Source organism: Mycobacterium lepromatosis (assembly GCF_000975265.2).
Lineage (GTDB): Bacteria > Actinomycetota > Actinomycetes > Mycobacteriales > Mycobacteriaceae > Mycobacterium > Mycobacterium lepromatosis.
Window position 1 is genome coordinate 1,377,615 of sequence record NZ_CP083405.1, and the last position, 20,581, is coordinate 1,398,195.

The window sequence follows — 20,581 nt, forward strand, 5'->3', positions numbered from 1 at the left end:
CGCAGCCAAATGCTAGTCACCAGAAGAGTTTAGTACGGCTACCGATTAGCGCCCGAATTTATTTGTACTGCTTTCGCTTTGTCTTGACCGAGCGCGTAGTGGACGTTGCTATCATGAATCCGTCACTGTGACAATTGATACACATCAGGCCCACCACGGCAAGGCCGCACCAACGCATCTTGGTCACCAAGTTGTCGGGCCTATAGGCAATGTCTAGTAGGGTTCAGCTCGGTCACTGCAGGTAGTGATTTTCATGTGAGCCGCTTGGGTGACTTTCGTCAGGTGCGACCTGGGCCGAAGACGGTGGTAGTTATTCAGACCTGCTAGTGATATTTGGAATTACCGATGCACTGGCCCGCAAAATGACTTTCCGAGCGTTGTATCGGTTCGAGTTCTGCGGTTTGCTGGATTGTCCAATTTTGGTTGTGGCCATTGATGACATGCCAATCGGGCAGTTAGTCGAGTGTATAGGGGAGGATATAAGCGACTCCGGTGAGACGTTAGACTGCGTGGTGTTTGATAGACTGCGGGCCGGCTAGACTACCCGCATAGTGATGTTACCGATAGCTAACTCGATGACTCGCTGGCCGAGTTGATCGGATCGGACTACTGACCGATGCACTACATTGCATTGGCAATGTAGTCGTCCTTGTTTGCGCCGATTATGGAGAATCTCGCGAACGTAGGGCTGCTACGCTGGGCATGTATTGTGGTGGAAACGCCGTTTGGTCACGACCCAGGTTGGGCCTGGGGGACTTAATATTTGGCTGCGCGCCGCGCTCGACGAAGAGCCGATCCTGTGGGTGGACTAAATTTTTAGGCAAACAGCCTGTTGTCGAGTGGGAGTAACCGTGGTTTGCTCACTAGGTGTTCGTGCAACTGTGGGACCGCTATAGCGTTTTCGAGATCCACCTCACCATGGCCGAAGACTTCGGTGTGCAGTCCCGTGGCAAGTTCTACGACGCGGTGGGCACTTTTGCGTGACGTTGTAAAAACATCCGCTACATGTGCTCGCGTTGATCGCGAGTGAGCCTACGGTGGGATTGAATGCCGATGACCTGAACGACAAGAAGATTAGAGGTGTTCAGCGTGATTTCGTGCTGGACTCGCAGCGTTGCGTAAATGGTTATTACCGCAGCTATACCGACGTTGCTGGGGTGGAGAAAGATTCTCAAACCAAGACTTACGTCGCCCTGCGGACTGGGATCGACAACTGGCGGTGGGTCGGAGTGCTGATTTTCCTGCGCACGGGAAAGGGCTTGTCGGAGAAGATCACTGAATTGTGGCTTTTCTGTGCCATGTTCCTGGTTTGGCTTTCCCGCCCAGAAACCGACCAGCTGAACCCAACCAGATTGTGGTGCGATCGATCCCCGATCCGGGTATGCGCCTGCAGCTATCCACCCAACTGGGCGACTTTTGGCACGACGTTCACCTAGACTCCTTATTCGCCGCGGACCTCGGTGAACCGGTGCGGCCCTATAACGGCTTCTCTACGCCGGGTGGATCGGTGTTTAGCCGCTTTTCGTTCGATAAGACGGCATCGAAGAGGCGTGGTCTCGCTGCTAGAAAATCCGGGTAAAACTACCCAAACCATTGCGGGTCCTGGGGACCGAGGCTGCGTAGTTGTTGCTGCGCGGCCACCGCAGTTGACAAGAATTTGGTTCTCTGCTCGAATGCCTGCAGCCTAGTTAAGGAAACCGAAGAAGATGCAGTTTGGCGATGAGCGGCCTGGGCCGGATAGGCACCAAGATGTGCGCCGCTTGGTCAAGGACGGGCATGAGTGCTGTAGTGTACGATCACAACACTGATGCGGTTATGGCAATGGCCAGTGAGGGCGAGGAACGGCCGGGGTGTCCGTTGCTGGGGATCTGCGCGGAAAACTTCGCGCCCCACGAATAGTCCTGGGTGATGGTACCCACGGGTGAAATCACCACTTCGGTGATCACGGAGCCGGCCGACACGCTCGAGTCTGATGACATTGTGATTGACGGCGGTAATTCCTGTTACTGCGATGACATTAAACACGTAAAGATCTTATCCAAGAATGGGATTAATCTTCTTTCCTGAGCCACCAGCGGTGGGGTGTGGGTCCGGGAGTGTGGCTACATGTTTTATGATCAGCGGTGAAGATTACGCTTTCGCGCACCCGGAGCCACTGTTCGTTACCCCCTGTGCCGGGTGTCGAAGCAGCACCGCGTACGCCGTTCGACACCGAGCTCGCACAAGCCGAGTGATTGGCTACCCCAGCGCACTGGGGATGTCGGTCCAACGCCATCATCGGTACTCGCGTGTAGAAAGGCTTCGAAACTGGCGACGCAGAAACTGCGCCGCTGGAAAATCTGGAAAATCCTGGGTTATATCAATATTAAATTAACATCCCAGCGGTTGCCGGGTACGAGTACGGGGGCAGTGGAATCCGTCGAGCTCGGTAGCTATGATTGCGTTAACGCTGCACGAATTGCCCGCTCTGGGCGAGTTTGTTGGGTGAATGTCCGACAGTGGGGAAGGCCGGTGGATCGTTATAGCGGCGGTCGACGAAGGAGTACCGGAGCCAGTGCTTACGACCTTTTTTATGTTAGATTTGTCTTTCGTTAACTTTTTGAGTTCGGTGCCAAGGTGTTATCGGCGATGCGCAAACAGTTCGGCGGTCACGACGAGAAGCCCGCCTAATTCTTGGTTAAAACGGGCGATTTTCGACGACGTTGGTGAACACGTAATTATGATTATTGGTCGCTGTATGCTCAGCGTTGGATAATTCGACGAACTCCGCCCGCAGCACCTTAGCGAGAAAATCCTGGACGACCTCGGAGCTGACCCACGTCCGAGAGTGTGCCGCGAATCAACAGGACTGGGATTTGCAGGTCGACGGCGGCCTGCTCGATTCTCTCGGTGCGCAGCTCCGGGTTGTCTCCATGGGTTTGGTCATCATCGGATCCCAGTACAAGTGCCTAGTGCCTGTCGCGCAGGAGCAGGTTTTTCAATCCTTCGGGATTGCGTGGCTTCCGTCGGTGCGGTCAGTAGACGGCGGTTGCCTAGTCAAGGGAGGTCAAACCGTTGATGTGGCTGAACATGAAATCCCAGATGTGGGCGTTGCCGTTCTTCTCGTAACGCGGCACTACGTCGACCAACACCAACCCGACAACCCGTTGATCATCTGTACTTTCGGTAACCGGGATGTCGGTGAGTCTGCCCACGCTAGTCCCGGCCACTACCACTGGATGACTGAATCGCATCGAGCACGCGCAGGAAGTAGTAGGTCACACTTTCGAAGGCGTAGTCGGCTTCCAGTGTACTGTTGCTGTCACTCGTGTCCACGAGTGTCGATCGTGACGACACGATACCCCTGGTTCGCAAGGATCTAGCTGGCGGTCTTCCAGGAGAGCAGGTTTTGTCTCCCACCGTGCAACATTAGGACGGTTGGTGCTGACCTCGGAGCCGTGGTTCCATTCGTCGGCAACCAGAATGGATCCCACCGGCACCGGTGCAGCCAACTGGCTCTTCGGGACTGCGAAGGCGCTCACGGCTTCCGGGACGTTACCTAACCGAGTAACCGCCCGTTACGGGCGTGTTTGGGGCCTGTTTCCAGGCATCGAATCGGGGAACATGTTCGCTGCTTCGGGCGGTGGGCCGCAATGCCGTTAATCTTGCGAACACGATTCTTTGATGCTTATCAAACGTCCGACTGCGAATTGGCGGTAGTGTTAATCTGCCGCCTAGGTAGGGGCAAGACCAAGGAATGCCAGTGTCATTCGTATCCTTAGTACCGGAATATGTTAGCGTGGCGGCCTCCGATGTGACCAATATTGGGTCGGCCATCGCCGACGCTACAATCATAGCTGCCGGAGTCCGACTACCAGCCATGTTCGCAGCAGGGGTTGACGTGGTGTCGGTGTCATCGTAGCCCATGTTCCATGTCCACGGCCCGGTTTCCCAGGAGTTCGGCACGCAACGGCGGTATCATACCAGAAATGCGTGCAAGCTCTAACCGAAGCTGCGAACGCGTGTGCGTCCGCCGAGATTGCCAACGCACCGCCGTTCCAAATCCTCGAGTTAGGATATGCAGAATGCGATTAATGTGCCCATCCGGGAAATTTCAGGACGCCCAGCTGATTGGTGACGGCGCCGTCGGGGAGTTTGCTGACCACCAATGGTGAGCCGGGCGGGATTTTGGTAGGCAAGGGAGGCAACGGCTAAACTCGTGCAAATTTCTCCGGCCTAGTCGGAGGTAACGGCGTACGTGCTGGATTTCTTGGCAACGGCGGTGCCGCCAGCAGCAGTGGTGGTCATGGGGTTGGCGCAGTGTAGGTGCAAAGGGGCTGTTGCGCTAACACTGTAGCGCATTCGTCATGGGTTACTGACTGCGGCGCATCGGGACATAGCTCGGAAAAGCTGCCGTATAAAACTCGGTCCCTAACGTCGTGTCCACTTCATCGAACAAAGGTCCAGCATTTCCTGAGTGTGGCTATAGGTGCCCTCCATGTACGAGTAGTCGCTGAAACCAGAGCACGCTGTTGAAGCCTATTACGGTCATCGCCTTGATCGCCGACAAGTCGTGCTGGAACGACGCATACACCGGTGAGTAGATGATCTCGCGCGGACAGTGATTAAGCTTAGGCAGTAACACCATGGTATGCTGACATTATCGTTTTTCATTCGGTAGGTGATGAGCGGCACTCACGTCGCGCCGCTTTACGGACACCAAAAACTCCGCGCTTTGGGTGCTGATTCAATGCCTCTGAGGTGACATGCTGGATCACTGTGCGCCTGCCGCCGAACGACGTCTTGGTGTAGTTGAGCACCGCCCAGGCCGTGGTAGGTCACCACGATCGAGTTGTCGGAGGAGAAATCGTTTGGCCTAGTGCCGATGTGGAAAACGATCATCATGCCGATGTCTTCAGCTGTGGCCCAGAACGGCTCCTACTCTCGAGGTGGTAATTGCGCTGAGTGGTGTACGGCGTGACGGGTAGAAAGGCCGCTTTGACAACCGTTGTACCGCAACGTTTAAATTCGCTTACTGAATCGTCGTTATCCAGTGTCGACACTTGCGTGATGGGAATCAGCCGCGATTGGTAGTCCATGATCGTTTTTCGGACCAGTCGTTGGACGCCCGCATCGCTTCGCACAATAGCTCCAGGGTATGAAACGAGCTGGACCACATGCCCAATGACGGGAACACCGATTCCGACCAGATACCTTCGCTGTCGAGATCGGCAATCCGCTTTTCAAAGGCGTGGGCGCCCGGAGCGACCGTCGTGGGCGGAAGAAATTGCTCTTGGGCAGCCATGAGCGCCAAAGGTCGTTAGGTTCGATGAAATGAAAGTCGCCGAATTAACCTACAGCTTTACGGGTGCTACTATGAGTCCACTCTGTTAGAGTGATGTTTAATATTGTCAATGTTGTTGACACCTGGTCGGCTGCTGTGGTCAGCACTGAGGTAGTCCGGCTCGCACCGCTGGAGTGGTCTCTCCGAAATTGGCGGAACCGATGGTGGTGATTTCTTGCTGTCACCGTGGTCCATCAATACCGAAAGGCCGATGACCCCAATACTCTAGGAGACTCCCGTGTGCTCACCCCGGTCAGTGATCACGCCCTCACTATGGTTTGACTACAACCTGGAAGAGACTGCACAGTTTTACATCTAGTTGTTCTTGAACTCGCACATCGAGGGATGCAACCGTTACACCGAAGCGGTCTTAGGTGAATTTGGCCAGGTGGTGAGTGGCACCTTCGTATTGAAAGGCGTTAGTTTCACGTTAGTTTCATCAGTATCGACGGTGGTCCCAAATTCCTGTTAACCGAGGCGGTCTCGTTCACGATACAATTGCGAGGACCAAGACGAGGTAAACTACTACTACTACTACTACTGGTGAGTGGTTAACCGACGGCGGTGAGGAGGCGCAGTACGGTTGCCGTTAAGGACCGCTTCGCCTCTTTTGCATCGAGATCATCCAGCTCCATTACGGCGACCACCGAAGCTATGCTAGGTATGCGCAAGAGTATCGTAGCCGAGCCGAAAATGGGCGGTTGCCCAAAATTGTGTACCGAGGGTTGAGTTCATTCGGCGAGCCGGTCGATCCAGTCGATTGTGGCGTCGATGATTGCCTGCACATCGTCCGGGTTGTCGCACCCGGCCACCATCAGCGATGCCTCCGCCATGGTGGCCATCAGTACGCGGCTCAGCAGTTGGTCGCGTAGGGACGTATCCGGCTGCAGCATTGTCATCCAACTGCAGAAGGCGGCCATCATGCGGTCGCGACGGGCGATCTCGAAGCCGGCCGGTGTGTCTCCGGACAACAGCACCCTGGCCAGGTGCCGATTTTCCCACATCGTCTCGAGGTAGGCCCGTACGTGGACCTCGAATACCCGCTGCCGATTGATCCCCGCTAGGGCGAACTGGCCCGCTTGCTGCATTCCCGCGTCGATGCGTCGGTCGACGATGTCGGCCATTTGCTCGAATATCGCCAGAAACAGCTCGCGTTTGCCCCCGAAATGATGATAGATGCTGCCGATGCTGGCACCAGAGCCGGTCACCACGTCGGCCATCGTCGCCGCGGTGAAGCCGCGAGTCGCGAATACCTCAATTGCTGCGTCGAGGATACGTCGCTGGGTGGCGCCGGTCTTGGCCCATCGGTGAGTTCGCGCGGAGGTCGTCATACGACTAGACGTTAACGGGTATGCCGCGCTGCCAGTCGATCCTTGAATGGTCCAGCTGAGATCACACCGGTCGAGGCCGATGGGTTCGTGTTAAGTTGTTTGGGTGCATGTCCCATCGGGCGAGCCAGCCGGACTTGCCGAAGAGGGAGTAAACATGGCGGCGATGTTGCTCATTCTGGTTAGACGCTACAGCGCGACGACGGGTGACGCTCATCGTGCGAGTGTACTCGGGTATCCCGCGATGACCCGGCCACGCTGGATCGACGTGCCAGGGCCCGCCGGGGACTTTAAAGCCCTGACCGGGTGCCCCTGATGCCCCAATCGGGTTGTTTCTGTAAGGTTTTCCTGACACTTCCTACGGTTGACGCAGGGTCGCTCCCCGACTGGTCGGCAGGTAGTTGCACCCTTCATGCGCAGGTACGCCCCGTCGTCGATACCGACAGACGGCAGTTGTCGCGTTAGTACGTTGATGGATGATGCGTTTCGCTCGTTTGACCGGCTGGCCGACCGTGGCTGGCTGGTGCTAGTGCTACCGCATCAGCTGCTGCGTAGTTGGTACCTCATTCTACTTTCAACTACCTTGGCTGCCTCAGAATTCCGCTTATTGGGTGCTGCCGCTGCTGTGGACCGAGTCGCCCCTGTTGCCGGTTTTGTACCTGTATGGTCGTGACGATGGTTGCTTCGCAAAGGTTTTCACGTGTTGGATGGAAGAGATGCTGCCGGGCCGGGCGGTGAGGCGGCAATCGTGGAGCATGCTGGACATTTCCTGGAGCTTGAACAACCGGATAAGCTTGGGAAAGTGGTCCTGGCGTTCATCGGCTCACCTGGTTGATGCTATGGTGGCATAACGGATGACGGTCGTCGACGCGCAGTTTTACTGGATGTCGACCAAAGTCTCCAACGACCAGTTCCGGGTTTACGCATTCGACGTCCAACCCATCCGGTTCAATTGCTTCATTGACAAGGCTAGCCGCTGCGCCCGATCTTGTCCGGACTTGGCGATGCGTGTCGACGACGGGCCTGCCCTGACTTACCCACAGTGGGGTTCGGCGGTCGTCAAGCCCGCGTATTTGCTTAAGCATAAGCTCACTGATCACTCTTGGCACGGTTGTCTGGCTGCGGTGTTTAGCCTCGCCAGCGAGAGCAGTTAGTAATTCGCCAGATACCTGGGTGGATAAACTTTTCACACCGGTTGCTATAGGTATCCGAGGCTCATCTGCCCGGGTGCCGTTGTGGTCATGCAGGTTGCGCATGCTCTGGTCAGTGGAGCCCGCGCTTCGGCGATGGCTGTCTGGCTTCTCGGTCGGCTGGCCCCGGTACCCGAAGTGGCACGGCTATCGGCAGGTTTTTGCCGTGGCGAGTGATCGATGCGGTCCGCACTCACTGTCGGATGGTGCGTGATGCCTGCGCCGGGATTGCTGGTTATCGCCACTAGGCGGTTACCGCTATCGACCAATACCCGCTCAAAGGATACTTGTGTTATGCGTACGCTGTACGGCACCGCGCACAGCTACTTGGTAACATGGTCATTGTAGCCGTGCTGGCCGCGGTGCCCGGGTCAATGTATGAGATTTCGATGGGCAGGAAGATGCTCTAGGAGGTTTATATTCCCATGGCCAAAAAGTTGTGCTACATGTTCATAACCGTTTAAGAAACGTCGTTGTGGGGTTATATCTGGAGCTTGGCAAGGATGCCCGGGTGCAGCGGATTGTGGCCGATTGTGAACAACGGTCGTCGTCGCTTTCAGGATCCGGTTGTGCGTCCAGCCGACCGTGTTTTTGCCATTATACCGACGGCGCTGTCGTATTCGGTTATCTTGTTGTTCGACCCGGATGTGCGGGTAGTATTGGTGTCCGACAACCGGTGGTGTCTGGCGTGCACTGCGAAGCAGCGAACCCCAGTGTTCGGGGGTGCTGACGGCCAGCTAACTGGCACTGTCGCCTTAGATGGCTCTGACCCCCATGAGCTTATACGACATCGGTGACATTGCTGCGATCAGGGTGCAAGCGGCTTAATCGGTGTTGGCTGATATCGATGCTTATCTGCGGTTGCTGCACTCTGCCCACAACATAATATCTTGCTTGAAGAAAAGCGCAGCATAACGTGTTACGATTTAGATGGTTGCTAAAACAATCCCGCAGCATTATTTGCGCAATTGAGAATGCTAAGGTGATTGACGCTGTCACTGCAGGTGCCACATTTGTTGTTACTCGTAACGGCGGAGCGGTAGCCGAGCTTCGCCTAATATGATTCGGTCGTAGCACCTTCATCACACGTGAGAAAGTTGCGACCATGGTCAATGTTATTCTGCGCATTGACCATCGGCAGTTTTGTGCCGATCTTGACCGATCGATCTACCAAGATCTCTAAAATGCCACCCGGCCTTCTGGATACGTCGGTCGTGGTCGACTGGCGCGATCCGGCGGTGGTAACCGCACTGCCTGACGAGATGGCGATTTCGGCCGTTACGGCTGGCTAAGTTGGCCGCCGGTCCGTTGTTGGCCACGATCCCGATAAAAGTCGGCCAAACGGCAGGCCCGTTTACAGGAGGTCCAATCGATCTTGGAGCCAATCCCTTTCGATGGGGCCACGGTACGCAGTTACGGACTAATCGTCGCAGCTGTGGTGCGTGCAGGAAAAGCTGCGAAGCAGGTTCGCCGATCTGTTGATCGCTGCGACGACCCACGTCAACTGCTTAGACCTCTATAGCCGCAACGCGGAAGGCGTTACCGGCTTTGAGAACCTGATCCGCGTCGTTGCCATCTGACTCCAGTAGTGCATATGAGCTTGCCCCGTGGTCCTGTTGGGTTTGAGGCAGCCACTTTGATGCCGATGTCCGGCGCTGTCGCGTCGATGGGCGTGACGCAGGGTTCGTGGCGCCGACGATATCTTCGTAATCAGCGTCCATGTGGTGGAGGTGGGCTCCGGTGCAGCGGGCTAATTCTTCAAGCTGGGTTGGGTGGATGGTTACAGAAGCTATTGCACAACTGGATCTTGTGGCTTCCTCCCGGGTGAGGTCGACAGCGAGGATCAGCTCCTCGTGTAGTTCGAACCACACGGTATGGTAGGAATCGATGAGTGGCTTAGTGAACCAGGCGACCTCTCCAGCCTTGGCTTTATTCAGCGCTGTATGCAGTTTCGTCAGATAAGCACTCAACCGTGGCAGCTGTGTCGCCGCCAACTCGATGATCGGAACCACCCGCTCGTGCACTGTATCGAGGCGCGCCAAAATCTCGGCATCGTATTCAGGGTTATCGTGGGTATTGAGATTACCTTCTTTTAGCTGCCACTCCGTGGCTAGTGCCTTGAAATCAAGGTTAAAAGAATGGAATGCGTGATAGGAAGTGGCCAGCTCGGTCGCATCGATACCCTTGCGCTCCGCGTCGAGCAACGCGTTCAACCTTGCGCGGCCGGTCGGGGTTATCCTCAATGTCGTTCCCGCGACCAATAAGCCAGCTGCGGTTAGTTGTTCGATGGTTTTGGTTATCTCGACAAGGTTGTCGTCCAACGTTGCGGCCAAGTCGGTAGAACTTACCCTTCTCTTCAGCCGAACTGCCTGCAGCACTCTCAATTCGGTCACGGTTAGGCGCTTGAATCCTTTGAGCTTTGCAACCGCAGAGCGGTCATCATGATGATCAGCGGGGTGGCTGATATTCACGTCGGTATGCCCAGTGTCCATGGCTACGCGCACCGCGGTATCGGACGAGTCATCCAACCTCAGGTGGCCCCCGATCGTGTGCGCACGCAGCGGGCTGATGCGTCGTGCGATGTTGGCCAGTTCACGCAGCTCTGGCGTGTCGTTTTGCGACCACTTGGACAGTGTTAGATTTCTTTGGTGTACCTCGCCTTTGTCGCCGTCGACGGTGATCTGTTTACCAGCTAACGATACGGCGGTTCCCTGGCCGTAGCCCACTACGGCCACTCGGCCCAGTTCACGGCTAACCACTGCCGCATGGCTGGTGGCGCCGCCGACCTCGGTGACAATGCCCTGTGCGGCCAAACATGCCAAGGATGTCGTCGGGCCTGGTTTGGTCGCGCACCAGGATAACCTGCTTGCTCGCCGCGGCGACGTCTAGTGTTTCATCGACTTCGGTGTACGCCTTGCCTGATACCACGCCCGGGCAAGCGGGCATGTCTTTGGCTAAAAGTTTTGTAGATAAACGGTTTTTTGGCTGCAGTACGGGTAGCAACACGATTTCGACATTACGCCGGGGTCACCCGGCGCAATGCCTCGGCGTCGTCGATAAGCCCCTCGTGTCGCAGTTGCAGCGCCAGGCGCACTGCCGTCTGCGCCGAGCACTTCGCAGCCCGGGTCTGCAGCAGCCACAACTTGATGTACTCGATGGTAAACTCGATCTCTTGCACATCAGATTCCAATCGCTCCAAGCGGTCAGCGGTGTCCACTAGCTCGTCGTAGACAGTAGGTTGCTCGTCGCGCAGGGCCGTAATCTGCTGGACTTCAACCAATCCCGACACCACATCGTCGCTTTGTCCGCCAGGCAACCACTCACCGAACAGTTCACTCGCTCCGGTTATCGGATTGCGAGAAAACAACGCTTCGGCTCCGGAGTGGGCGCCCTGGTTGCCAAAAACCATCGCCTGCACAATCACAGCTGTACCACTCTGATCGTCTAGACCGTAGTGGGTGCGGTAAGCAACCGCGCGAAGCGAATTCCATGAAGCAAAAACGGACTCTATGGCCGCACGCAACTAGGCATAGGGATTGGTGGGCGGAGGACTTGACGCACCCACGATGTGTCGATACGTGCGTGTGAACCGTAGGCGGTTGTCGCGGGCAAGGTTTGGGGGATCGGCGAGGTGCTGGCCGCGGCCAGCGCTTGCTCGACGGGATCATTTATGCCCAAGTCCAGAATCGTGTCCATCATGCCGGGCATTGATTGGACGGCTCCGGAGCGAACGCTGACTAGCAATGGCCGCGGTGCCCGCCCAAATGTGCGTGAGGTTTCGGCTTCCAGCCATCGCATCCTGTCAGCACGTCGTCCCAGATCGCCTCGATCGTAGGCTTGGGAGCGGCCAAATACCGGAGCCGACCTCGGTGGTGATACAGAATGTGGGGGTACTGGCAATTGGTTTCGGAGCATCGTGTTGACGCTATAGCTCTTGCCACCCAGGAGCTCCCGCGGTTGATGCGTATCACCGTTCAGCAACACTATAATGTATGGTGTGTTCTGTGAGCATGGCAGCATGTTCGCGCGATGTCGTGATTGCCCCCTTCATCATGAGCTTTTCCCAGTAGGCATCGCATGAATGCTGGGGATTCCGGTGCGGCTAGGCAGAGTGCCCAACGCAATTCCAAAGCTGCCTGCTCCAATGATTGCGGTGTTGATGTTGCTCTCCTGTGCGGTTCTTTATGGGCCTGTCCGGGCAGCGTTACCTGCCAAGGATTTGTCTAATCATCTAGGTTTGAAGCTATGACTTCCTACGACGTCGGGTTACTGATCCTGCGGCTGGTACTGGGCCTGACACTTGCCGCGCATGGCTACAACAAGTTCTTCGGCGACGGCCGGATACCGGGAACGGCGCACTGGTTCGAGAGTATCGGCATGAAGCCCGGGACGTTTCATGCCATCGTGGCTGCTATTACCGAGATGTCCGCCGGACTGGGTTTGGCCGCTGGCCTGCTGACACCGATTCCAGCTGCGGGATTTGTCTCGCTAATGATGGTCGCCGCCTGGATGGTGCACCGAACCAACGGCTTCTTCATTGTCAAGGAAGGCTGGGAGTACAACCTGGTGTTGGCCACCAGCGCGGTCGTAGTCGCCACATTGGGCGCCGGCCGCCTCAGCCTGGATTGTCTGATCTTTGGCAAGAACTGGTTCGACGGTTGCGCCGGATTGCTGATCTCTGTGCTGCTGGGTCTCGCCGGGGCACTTGGCCAGTTGTTGATCTTCTACCGGCCGCCGGTCAAAAAGGCCTCGTAGCCGGCAAAGTGCAACTCACTACCGACTTCTCGAGCGCCTTAGCCCTCAGCCGCGGTATCGTGTGCCAGAACTTCGGCTGTGGTCCGCTCCCGGAGTGAACCGCGCCATCAACCCACCTTCATATGACGGCCAAGCTTTCCGCCCTGGTGTCCTCTGGATGCGACCGCACGGCTCACGTAGCGTGTAGCTGAATTCGGTCAACACCCCGGGTGGGGCCGTGGCTGGACATCCCTGCCAATGGATATAGCGCTCCGGTAGAACGGTTTTGTTCTTGCGTGGTACTCGATGGACAGGCTTGCCTTGGTGCCTAACCAGTCGAGCAGTTCGCCGACGACCACCGCTTTGCGATCGGCGTCGTCGAGTTTCGTCGGCCGACGTGCGGCGGGTCCCTCGTTGATGACACACATGATACCCGGCACGGTGGTGTTCGTGCACGCGTCGATGGTCAAGGTGGCCGGCGATTTCGGCGAGGATTACTGGCCGCACAACACATCGGCACGCTCGAGAAGTTCGTCATAGCAGACCGAAATCATAAAGACGGCGATGCTTGATGCTTGGCATGCATTGATACAGGAAAGCTCGATCCAGCAGCATCGGCTCGTAGTCGATCGAGGTGATGATTGTCAGCGGAATTACCACGATGGTTCGGCGTGTCCGCGCTGTCAACGCATTGGCGCGTACCGTGACGTTGTTGCGGTCCTGTTCGATGTGCCGGACACATGTAGTGCACCGCCGAGTTTGGTGGCTCTAGGGTCGATAAATGGCGCTCACCCCGCCTACCGGTCGGGTATTCTGAACACCGCCTCACCGGAAAAGACAAAGTTTGAGACTGCCGGACGATCCCGTCTGCAGGCAGCATCCACACCAAAACATCTCCGACGTGTACGAGCAGGCCAACGCCATCTCCCGCATCGTGCCGAGCTGGCTTGGACAACATGCCCCTATCGAGCCATTACTCCAGGCTGATGCGGTACTATTCGGCGGTCTTCTTAGATCCCACGGGACTTCACAGATTTGCACATCTTTTCTACCGCGAGCAAACTCACACCAAGGTTGGTGACTTCCCATTTGGTTCATTGTCCACAGGATTGCGCCGCCGTATCGGTGTTTCTTGACATCGACGATCATCACTGCTTTACCGTTGCTGTATTGCTTGTATTTCCCACGCCAAACTCCTCCATCAGCGCGTAAATGCGATCCTGGACCAGCCCGATCCACGTGCCGTCCACAGTTTAGTTCAGACCCCGTCGTCGCGAATTTCGGTGAAAGTGTGGCCACCTACCCTGTAACGTGCCTCCAAAAGGTCGCCGAACCGCTCGCTTGCTTGAGTAGCGGCGCAACAGTCAAACCAGCGAATACCGCTCCAACAATGGAAATAGTCGCACTCCGTCATGAGTGGCTCCCGAAGTGTACTAGCTGTGTGACGTGGCTCAGCAGCAAAATATACCGGTCGAAATAATACCCGTGAATCCGGTTCCGCCGAATTTCTGGGTCGATTCAAACCGGTTGGCCGCTGCACAAACATAAGGCAAACTGTTGCCTAAGTTTTCGTCGGCGATGACCCGGCTGCCGACATGCGGGAAGGCGTAAAATAAACCTTAGCCGGCACTCTGCGATGGTGTGCACCGCATCACGTTGCGTCTTCGAATCGGCGCCCAACAGGTCGAAGTCATAACTTAATTTCTTTGCTTTACAGAGAAATTCATCATAGTTCAACAGGAAAACGCCGGCCGCACCGAGTGTACCAGCACGGTAACTCCCGGGTGTTGACGATGAAGTGGTTGTTGATCCTTGTCGCCGCCGTCTGTTGACGACCAACGCTGGCTGGGCCGCTACTGCAGCGAGGCGAGCCTCGGCGCGACCCGATCACGACGATCAACGAAACGGTGGCATCCGACCACCAGACTTTCTGGCAAAGGATTCGCCGGGGCAAGCCCGAGTGCGGGTTTTAGGTTGTAACACCTTGGGATTGCTTAAACCCGACCTACCGCAGGTCGACATAGTTAAGTGAAGCAAAGGCACGTGCAGCGAAAAGATCCGCCCGATGGTCAGGCACTGGGCCGAAGTGGGTTTTAGAAACGCCGGTCGCATTGCACTTGTTTTCTACGTCGTCAAAATCCTGCTTTACGTCTTGGTTTCCTGGTTGATTGTGCTGACTACCACAGGCATCAACGGGTTCGCAGGCGTCATGTCAGGGTATTCGGAGCCGACCGTGTTCCAGAAGGTCGTGTGCTATGCGATGCTATTTTAGGTGATCGGGTTGGGCTGCAGCGAGGTGCGCATAGTGTTATTCTATGTGCAGTCGATCCACAAACGAAGCCCAGTGTACCGGCTGGTGGACGTGGTGACATGGAGAATTTTGGGCGCGGTATGGTTCGCCAACGGCGGACATACTTGCCCAGCAGCCCTGGGCCGACTATCCTGCCGGCCCAGGTGCTGTCCGAGCTTAGCCGGCGAGTCCGGGGGTGGCTTAGGTCCCTGACCGCACCTGGTGTGCTGCTGCGACCATGTTCTGCAGCGACGCGTTCACCTCGTAAACCGATCGGGTCTTCAGCCCACAGTCGGGGTTGACCCAAAGCCGTTGCATCGGTATGGCTTTTAATGCTGCGCGAAGCGACTTGGCCATCTCGTCGGTGCTTGGTACCCGCGGTGAGTGGATGTCGTAGACTCCCGGGCCTATGCTGTTAGCGAAGCCGACCGCGTTCAGGTCGTCCAGTACCTCCATGTGTGACCGCGCCGCTTCGATTGATGTGACGTCGGCATCCAGGTCGGCGATAGCTTCAATCACCTCGCCGAACTCGGAATAGCACAGATGAGTGTGGATCTGCGTCGAGTCGGCGACACCCGAGGTAGCTAGGCGGAAAGCTCTTACCGCCCAACGTAAGTACTCGTCTTGATCAGCGTTACGCAGCGGCAGCAGCTCACGTAGCGCTGGCTCGTCAACCTGGATGATTGCGATACCGGCGGATTGTAGATCTACGGTCTCATCGCGAATCGCCAGTGCCACCTGGTTCGCGGTATCGGCCAGCGGCTGGTCGTCACGAACAAACGACCAGGCCAAGATAGTGACCGGACCGGTCAACATCCCTTTCACCGGCTTGTTAGTCAGGGACTGCGCGTAGGTGATCCACTCGATTGTCATCGGGTGGGGCCGGGACACGTCGCCGTAGAGGATCGGTGGACGTACACAACGACTCCCGTAGGACTGTACCCAACCGTTCTGCGTGGCGAAGAAGCCGTCCAGCTGCTCGGCAAAATACTGTACCATGTCGTTGCGCTCTGGCTCGCCATGGACCAGCACATCTAGCCCGAGTTCCTCCTGCAGCTTGATGGTGTCGGCGACTTCTTTTTTCATCCTGCTGATGTACTCGGCCTCGTCGATCTCAGCGGCCTGCAGTGCCGCGCGCACTTTGCGTATCGCCGAGGTCTGCGGGTAAGAGCCGATCGTCGTGGTCGGCAGCGGTGGCAGGTGTAGGCGCGCGTCCTGGCTGGTGCGGCGCTGTGCTGCGTCACCGCGGTGCGTACCGGAAGCGACAATCGAATCAATACGCGCGCGGACCTGCCCGTTGTGCAGCCGCGAGTCGCTGCGCCGCGAGGCAACGGCGGCATTGGACGCCGCGATCTCATCGGCGACCGCGTCGCGCCCGTCGCGAAGTGCGCGTGCCAGCACAACGACTTCGGCCACCTTTTCCGCGCCGAACGCCAGCCAGCTGCGCAAGTTGTCGTCCAGGTCGGTTTCTGGTTCCAGCGAATACGGTACATGCAGCGTAGAGCACGACGTCGAAACAGCAACGGTGGCTGCTGAACCCAGTAGAGTCGCCAACTTGCTCAACGCCGATTCTAGGTCGGTGCGCCAGATGTTGCGTCCGTCGACGATGCCGGCCACCAGAGTCTTGCCGGCCAGCTCGGGCACCGCCGCGACCGCCGTGTCGGCACCGCAGACGAGGTCGATCCCGATCGCCTCGATGGGCGTGCGGGCTAGTCCCGCCAGGGAAGCGCCGGGGTTACCGAAGTAAGTGGCCACGTAGATGGCGGGTCGATTGCTAACTGAGCCGAGCGCACTGTAGACGGCCTCCGCTAACGCCGGCGCATCGGCGGATAGATCAGTAACCAGCGCCGGCTCGTCGAACTGCACCCATCGTGCGCCATTTTCGGCAAGCAGTGACAGCAGCGCGCAGTAGATTCCCACCAACTCTTCGAGCCGTTGTATCGGTGCGCCCCCGCCATTAATTCCCTTGCTTAGTAACAGGAAGGTGACCGGCCCTATAACGACCGGTCGGGACGGAATCCCTTGTTCAAGTGCTTCTTTCAGCTCACCGAGTACCTTGTCCGGGTTCAGTGAGAAGGTGGTTGCGGGTTCGATCTCGGGAACCAGGTAGTGGTAGTTGGTGTCGAACCACTTAGTCATCTCCAGCGGCTCGATGTCGTCGTTTCCGCGTGCTAGGGCAAAGTACTGATCTAGGTCGTCGGACACTTGTGTTACCCGGGCAGGCAACGCGCCGAGCATGAATGCCGTGTCGAGCATCTGGTCGTAGTAAGAGAAGGTGTTTACCGGTACGGAGTCCAGGCCGGCGGCGGCCAAGTCCGACCACATGTCGCGGCGCAATGTCGAGGCGACGGACTCCAGTTCTGATCGGCTGATACGTCTGGCCCAATAACCTTCGGTCGCCCGTTTAAGTTCGCGGCGCGGGCCAATGCGTGGGGAGCCAGTCACGGTTGCGGTGAATGGTTGAGTGGTCACGAGTTCGTCCATTTGATCGACTTCATCCTTAAATCGACGGGGCAGCCACCGCCGGCGGACGCACAGCCGATCCGGTTGCGGCAGCACTTCAGGTACATAACCGCAACGGTTCCGGCCAAAAGCCCATTCCACGAGGCGATGAGCCGTCGGACGCGGCGCGCCCGACACAGCCGGCAGGTCTTCGGACTCGCAGGCGCGCACTGGCTAGGTGCTTCTAATGGCCATCGCTTCCCAGTCTCGGATTTTTCTAAGACCAGTGCTTCCAGACGGCGGTCGTTCCTGCATACCGCTGCGGGACAGTCCCGGATTCTCACCGGGTTCCCTCTCGCGATGCTGCGCTAGCATCACTCGATGCTGGCGCCGCGTGGTACGGAGCCAGCAGACCAGCTGCGTCATTCAGGTTACCCTGCGCGCTTTGGGCGTGACGGATTAGCTCACCAGTGTTGCGGCAATGGAAATATTGCCGTTACTGAAGTCTATGATTCGACCATTAGTCGAATCATAGACTAGTTGTAGTAATTCTGACGAGTGCGACACCGGACCATAAGATTACACGGTCTATTCTCGTTTGTTGGTGCGGTTCGCTGACGCACAAGTGAGTATCTGATTCCGTTTTTGTCTCCGCATACTATAATAATAGAATATTTTGCAGTACAACATAATTATGACTATGTCCGAAACATCGACACCAGACGTGATATGAGTTGTCGAAAAGACGATATCGACCCGGAAAGGTCGGATCTTGGCTTGGTCAAGTGCCGCGAGCAGCGCCTGTTCTTCTAGATCGAAGGCGATTTCGAGAAAGACATCGTTTGTCTCGATGAGGCTGCTTAGCTGATCGTACCGCGACAGCGTGGTGTTTTAAGTACGGACCTCACTGCTGAGAACAAAGCAGTGAAATTCCGGACCGGCGAACTCGGTTGGCACATTGACGGCTTCGTCCTGTGTGTACCGGTTTGGTGGGAATTTCACGGTAAAACCTGCGATGGACGTATCTGCGATGGCTGTCGGTGTTTTCAAAGCTAGGTTCATCGAATCCCCAGTAGTCTGATTTACACGGGGAGTCACGTTGGTATCGTTGGAAAGGTGCAAAACGAACGGTAGGCGTGTTGTATACTTTCCACCGCAACGCACTGAGCCGACAGTTTCCCACTATTTGCTCTATTCGGCTGTGGATCTTTCGATTAGGTTGGATACTGTGCGGATTCTGCTGACCCGATGCCACCGGCAATGTGAGTTCAGCTTGGTCACGGCGCTGCTTACGGGCCGCCGCTAGGGGCCGGCAGCCACCCGCACCCGGCTCTTTTCAAGCTTTTCTGCTGGTCCAACCTAGTCACACTGGTCATTTTTGACGCGTTTGATCATGCTTTGACGCGGGCACCGTCTTCTGTTGCAGAAGACACCACGGGCCATCTATCTAGGTGGATTTGTGTCCAAAACAACGCGTTGTCTGGTTTTGAATACTTAGCTGAACATGCTGCGCATTCGGCAGTTAGCATTGCGGAGAGTATAATCGTCTTTGACTCGACCGCCAGTGCGATGCATACCGGTAGAGTCGAGCTTCTATTGGCTGACCATTGATGCTAATGGCTGTGTGGAATCACCGGTGCGGTCTGGCGGCATTTTCTTGCTGGACGGACTGGTCGGGCGGCAGACTCCGGGTGTTTCGGGCTTGATCGCCTGCGTGCTGCAGTTCGCTGCCCACGGATCGTTTTGTTGATCGTGCTGATCAAGGTGATCAACGCTATCATTGAGGAGATTTTTACGCGAAGTACTCTACATCACGTTGGTCCGCCACCAGCCTGTGCCGCTCTCGACCATCCTTTACCCAGGCGCGATCATGGCCGGCTGGAACCTGATGCTCACCGGCGCGGCGATCGTTCTCGGGTCTGTATATGCGTTGGAGTGCCGAGTGACCGCTGGGGGCTGGCAGCGATCCTAGCCCACGGTGTGTGTGGTCTTATCAGGGTTTCTCAGGTTTTCCCGTTATTCGCTATCTGATCTTTTAGCAGCCGCAAGATCGGGTGCAGAGCTGTCAGCGGTGGCTGCGAAGATGCTAAACGAACAGCTTGTTCGTTTCGGCATGGGTCGTCGGCGTCAGGGTGGACGAAAGGTCGGTCGATCATGGGCGACTACGTTGAACGGTCCTCTGAGTGGGCTGCGTGTTGTTGAGCTAGCCGGTATCGGGCCGGGTCCGCATGCTGCGGTGACCTTGGGGGGACCTCGGCGCTGATGCGGTACGCGTCGATCGACCAACCAAGAGCGGTTGCGGTGTCGCTAAGGACGCGACGTTACACAACTGGCGAGTGGTGACCACCGACCTTAAACCAGGCGCGGGACGCGAGCTGGTGCTCACACTCGTCGCCAGAGCCGACATGTTTATAGAGGGCTATCGCCTCGGCGTCACCGAACTACTTGGCCTTCGGACCTAAGCACAGCACCAAGGTTAACGACAGGCTGGCCTACGCCCGGATGACTGGTCGGGGACAAGCCGGCCCCTGCGGCCAGCAGACCAATCATAACATAAATTACATTTCTTTTGATACATGGCCCTGTAGGCCATCGACTGGGTCAACGAGCGACTGGTTTCCCCACTGAATTTGGTGGGTGACTTCAGCGGAAGATCGATGTTTTTGCTGGTCAATATTCTAGTGACGCGGTGGGAGCGGCAAAGGTCAAGTCGTTGAAGCCCTCGGTGGTCGATGGCTCTAGCGTGGTAGTGCAAATTATGCGGGCGATGCGCGCGTAGGGTATGCAGTCCGACACTCGTAGTGCCAACCTGCTCGACGGCGGCGCGCCCTACTTACGGATACTTATTTATTGAATGCGCTGACGACGGCTCTATGTCGCTGTCAGCGCATAGAGCCGCGGTTCTACGTGGCCATGGTTGACTGGGTGGAGTCTGGACGCTGCTGAGCTGCCGCTGCAGAACGACCTCACCCGCTGGCCCGCACTGCGGGCACGTTTGACTGCGACGTTCGCTAGTCACGACCGTGATCATTAGGCCAGGGTGTTCGTGGGTTCCGATGCCTGCGTGACTCCGGTGCTGGCGTTTGACGAGGTGCACACTGAAGCGCATATTACCGAGCGGCGCACCTTCTCGGCAGCCTGCAGTAGAGATGCTCACACTACGCCGGACCGCTCCCGCTCTCCTGCCGCGTCGGTGGCCGACATCGAAGCGGTACTCAATAGTTAGGATGATTTAGGATAGTTAGGATGATTTAGGGAGGGTTCGCATGGAGCT

Annotated in this window: 11 protein-coding genes, 9 pseudogenes and 1 riboswitch; of the genes and pseudogenes, 14 read left to right on the top strand and 6 right to left on the bottom strand. The window is 56.9% G+C overall.

What is annotated here, in order from left to right; translation table 11 throughout:
* Positions 1 to 320 precede the first annotated feature (320 nt).
* Positions 321 to 1,650: pseudogene (locus tag MLPF_RS06555) on the top strand (glucose-6-phosphate dehydrogenase).
* Positions 1,651 to 1,719: 69 nt separating this feature from the next.
* Positions 1,720 to 2,670 (top strand): annotated as a pseudogene (locus MLPF_RS17290) (NAD(P)-binding domain-containing protein).
* Positions 2,671 to 2,677: 7 nt separating this feature from the next.
* On the opposite strand, the pseudogene MLPF_RS06570 reads toward MLPF_RS17290, so the two are convergent.
* Positions 2,678 to 3,521 (bottom strand): annotated as a pseudogene (locus tag MLPF_RS06570) (alpha/beta fold hydrolase).
* 221 nt (positions 3,522 to 3,742) lie between these two features.
* Here MLPF_RS06570 and MLPF_RS06575 point away from each other — a divergent pair.
* Positions 3,743 to 3,901: a PE domain-containing protein gene (locus tag MLPF_RS06575; RefSeq protein ID WP_162196897.1), complete on the top strand. Its 159-nt coding sequence runs from the start codon at positions 3,743 to 3,745 to the stop codon at positions 3,899 to 3,901.
* 1,155 nt (positions 3,902 to 5,056) lie between these two features.
* On the opposite strand, the gene MLPF_RS06580 is transcribed toward MLPF_RS06575, so the two are convergent.
* Positions 5,057 to 5,293, bottom strand: coding sequence for a hypothetical protein (locus MLPF_RS06580; RefSeq protein ID WP_237817270.1), 237 nt, complete (start codon positions 5,291 to 5,293; stop codon positions 5,057 to 5,059).
* 286 nt (positions 5,294 to 5,579) lie between these two features.
* Between MLPF_RS06580 and MLPF_RS06585 the strand changes: the two are divergent.
* Positions 5,580 to 6,052: pseudogene (locus MLPF_RS06585) on the top strand (VOC family protein).
* Between the two features lie 2 nt (positions 6,053 to 6,054).
* On the opposite strand, the gene MLPF_RS06590 reads toward MLPF_RS06585, so the two are convergent.
* The gene (locus tag MLPF_RS06590) at positions 6,055 to 6,654 is read right to left on the bottom strand and encodes a TetR/AcrR family transcriptional regulator (RefSeq protein ID WP_045842814.1); all 600 of its coding nucleotides are present in this window, start codon (positions 6,652 to 6,654) and stop codon (positions 6,055 to 6,057) included.
* Positions 6,655 to 6,895: 241 nt separating this feature from the next.
* Here MLPF_RS06590 and MLPF_RS06595 point away from each other — a divergent pair.
* The 5 genes and pseudogenes from MLPF_RS06595 to MLPF_RS06610 all read left to right on the top strand — a co-directional run bounded on the left by MLPF_RS06595 (position 6,896) and on the right by MLPF_RS06610 (position 9,133).
* Positions 6,896 to 7,486 (top strand): annotated as a pseudogene (locus tag MLPF_RS06595) (alpha/beta fold hydrolase).
* A 19-nt stretch (positions 7,487 to 7,505) separates the two neighbouring features.
* Entirely contained in the window at positions 7,506 to 7,805 is a 300-nt protein-coding gene (locus MLPF_RS06600; RefSeq protein ID WP_082082340.1) for a hypothetical protein, read from the top strand.
* 81 nt (positions 7,806 to 7,886) lie between these two features.
* Complete coding sequence (locus MLPF_RS15690) at positions 7,887 to 8,018, top strand: hypothetical protein (RefSeq protein WP_282435834.1); 132 nt, start codon at positions 7,887 to 7,889, stop codon at positions 8,016 to 8,018.
* Positions 8,019 to 8,410: 392 nt separating this feature from the next.
* Positions 8,411 to 8,638, top strand: coding sequence for an NUDIX hydrolase (locus tag MLPF_RS06605; protein WP_156147025.1), 228 nt, complete (start codon positions 8,411 to 8,413; stop codon positions 8,636 to 8,638).
* A gap of 291 nt (positions 8,639 to 8,929) precedes the next feature.
* Positions 8,930 to 9,133, top strand: a complete 204-nt coding sequence (locus tag MLPF_RS06610; protein ID WP_237755956.1) for a PIN domain-containing protein — start codon at positions 8,930 to 8,932, stop codon at positions 9,131 to 9,133.
* Positions 9,134 to 9,634: 501 nt separating this feature from the next.
* Here the strand turns inward: MLPF_RS06610 and MLPF_RS06615 are convergent.
* Together MLPF_RS06615 and MLPF_RS06620 are read right to left on the bottom strand one after the other, a co-directional pair.
* Positions 9,635 to 10,234: pseudogene (locus MLPF_RS06615) on the bottom strand (MarR family transcriptional regulator); the annotation flags it as partial.
* Positions 10,235 to 10,236: 2 nt separating this feature from the next.
* Positions 10,237 to 11,828 (bottom strand): annotated as a pseudogene (locus tag MLPF_RS06620) (pyruvate, phosphate dikinase).
* A gap of 258 nt (positions 11,829 to 12,086) precedes the next feature.
* Here MLPF_RS06620 and MLPF_RS06625 point away from each other — a divergent pair.
* The 3 genes and pseudogenes from MLPF_RS06625 to MLPF_RS06635 form a co-directional block, all read left to right on the top strand.
* Complete coding sequence (locus tag MLPF_RS06625; protein WP_045842815.1) at positions 12,087 to 12,596, top strand: DoxX family protein; 510 nt, start codon at positions 12,087 to 12,089, stop codon at positions 12,594 to 12,596.
* A gap of 303 nt (positions 12,597 to 12,899) precedes the next feature.
* Entirely contained in the window at positions 12,900 to 13,115 is a 216-nt protein-coding gene (locus MLPF_RS06630; protein ID WP_156147026.1) for a hypothetical protein, read from the top strand.
* A 1,444-nt stretch (positions 13,116 to 14,559) separates the two neighbouring features.
* A pseudogene (locus MLPF_RS06635) lies at positions 14,560 to 14,844 on the top strand (DUF3556 domain-containing protein); the annotation flags it as partial.
* Positions 14,845 to 15,066: 222 nt separating this feature from the next.
* Here the strand turns inward: MLPF_RS06635 and metE are convergent.
* A complete protein-coding gene (gene metE / locus MLPF_RS06640; RefSeq protein WP_045842819.1) occupies positions 15,067 to 17,349 on the bottom strand; it encodes a 5-methyltetrahydropteroyltriglutamate--homocysteine S-methyltransferase in 2,283 nt (760 codons plus the stop codon).
* Positions 17,350 to 17,492: 143 nt separating this feature from the next.
* Positions 17,493 to 17,735, bottom strand: a riboswitch (cobalamin riboswitch).
* 1,352 nt (positions 17,736 to 19,087) lie between these two features.
* Between metE and MLPF_RS06645 the strand changes: the two genes are divergently transcribed.
* The gene (locus MLPF_RS06645) at positions 19,088 to 19,279 is read left to right on the top strand and encodes a hypothetical protein (RefSeq protein ID WP_156147027.1); all 192 of its coding nucleotides are present in this window, start codon (positions 19,088 to 19,090) and stop codon (positions 19,277 to 19,279) included.
* A 195-nt stretch (positions 19,280 to 19,474) separates the two neighbouring features.
* Positions 19,475 to 20,533, top strand: a pseudogene (locus MLPF_RS06650) (CoA transferase).
* The last annotated feature ends 48 nt before the right edge of the window (positions 20,534 to 20,581 follow it).

Coding starts and splice junctions, on each gene's coding strand:
- MLPF_RS06590 (WP_045842814.1), bottom strand. CDS start 6,654: ATGACGACCTCCGCGCGAACTCACCGATGGGCCAAGACCGGCGCCACC.
- MLPF_RS06600 (WP_082082340.1), top strand. CDS start 7,506: ATGACGGTCGTCGACGCGCAGTTTTACTGGATGTCGACCAAAGTCTCC.
- MLPF_RS06625 (WP_045842815.1), top strand. CDS start 12,087: ATGACTTCCTACGACGTCGGGTTACTGATCCTGCGGCTGGTACTGGGC.
- metE (WP_045842819.1), bottom strand. CDS start 17,349: ATGGACGAACTCGTGACCACTCAACCATTCACCGCAACCGTGACTGGC.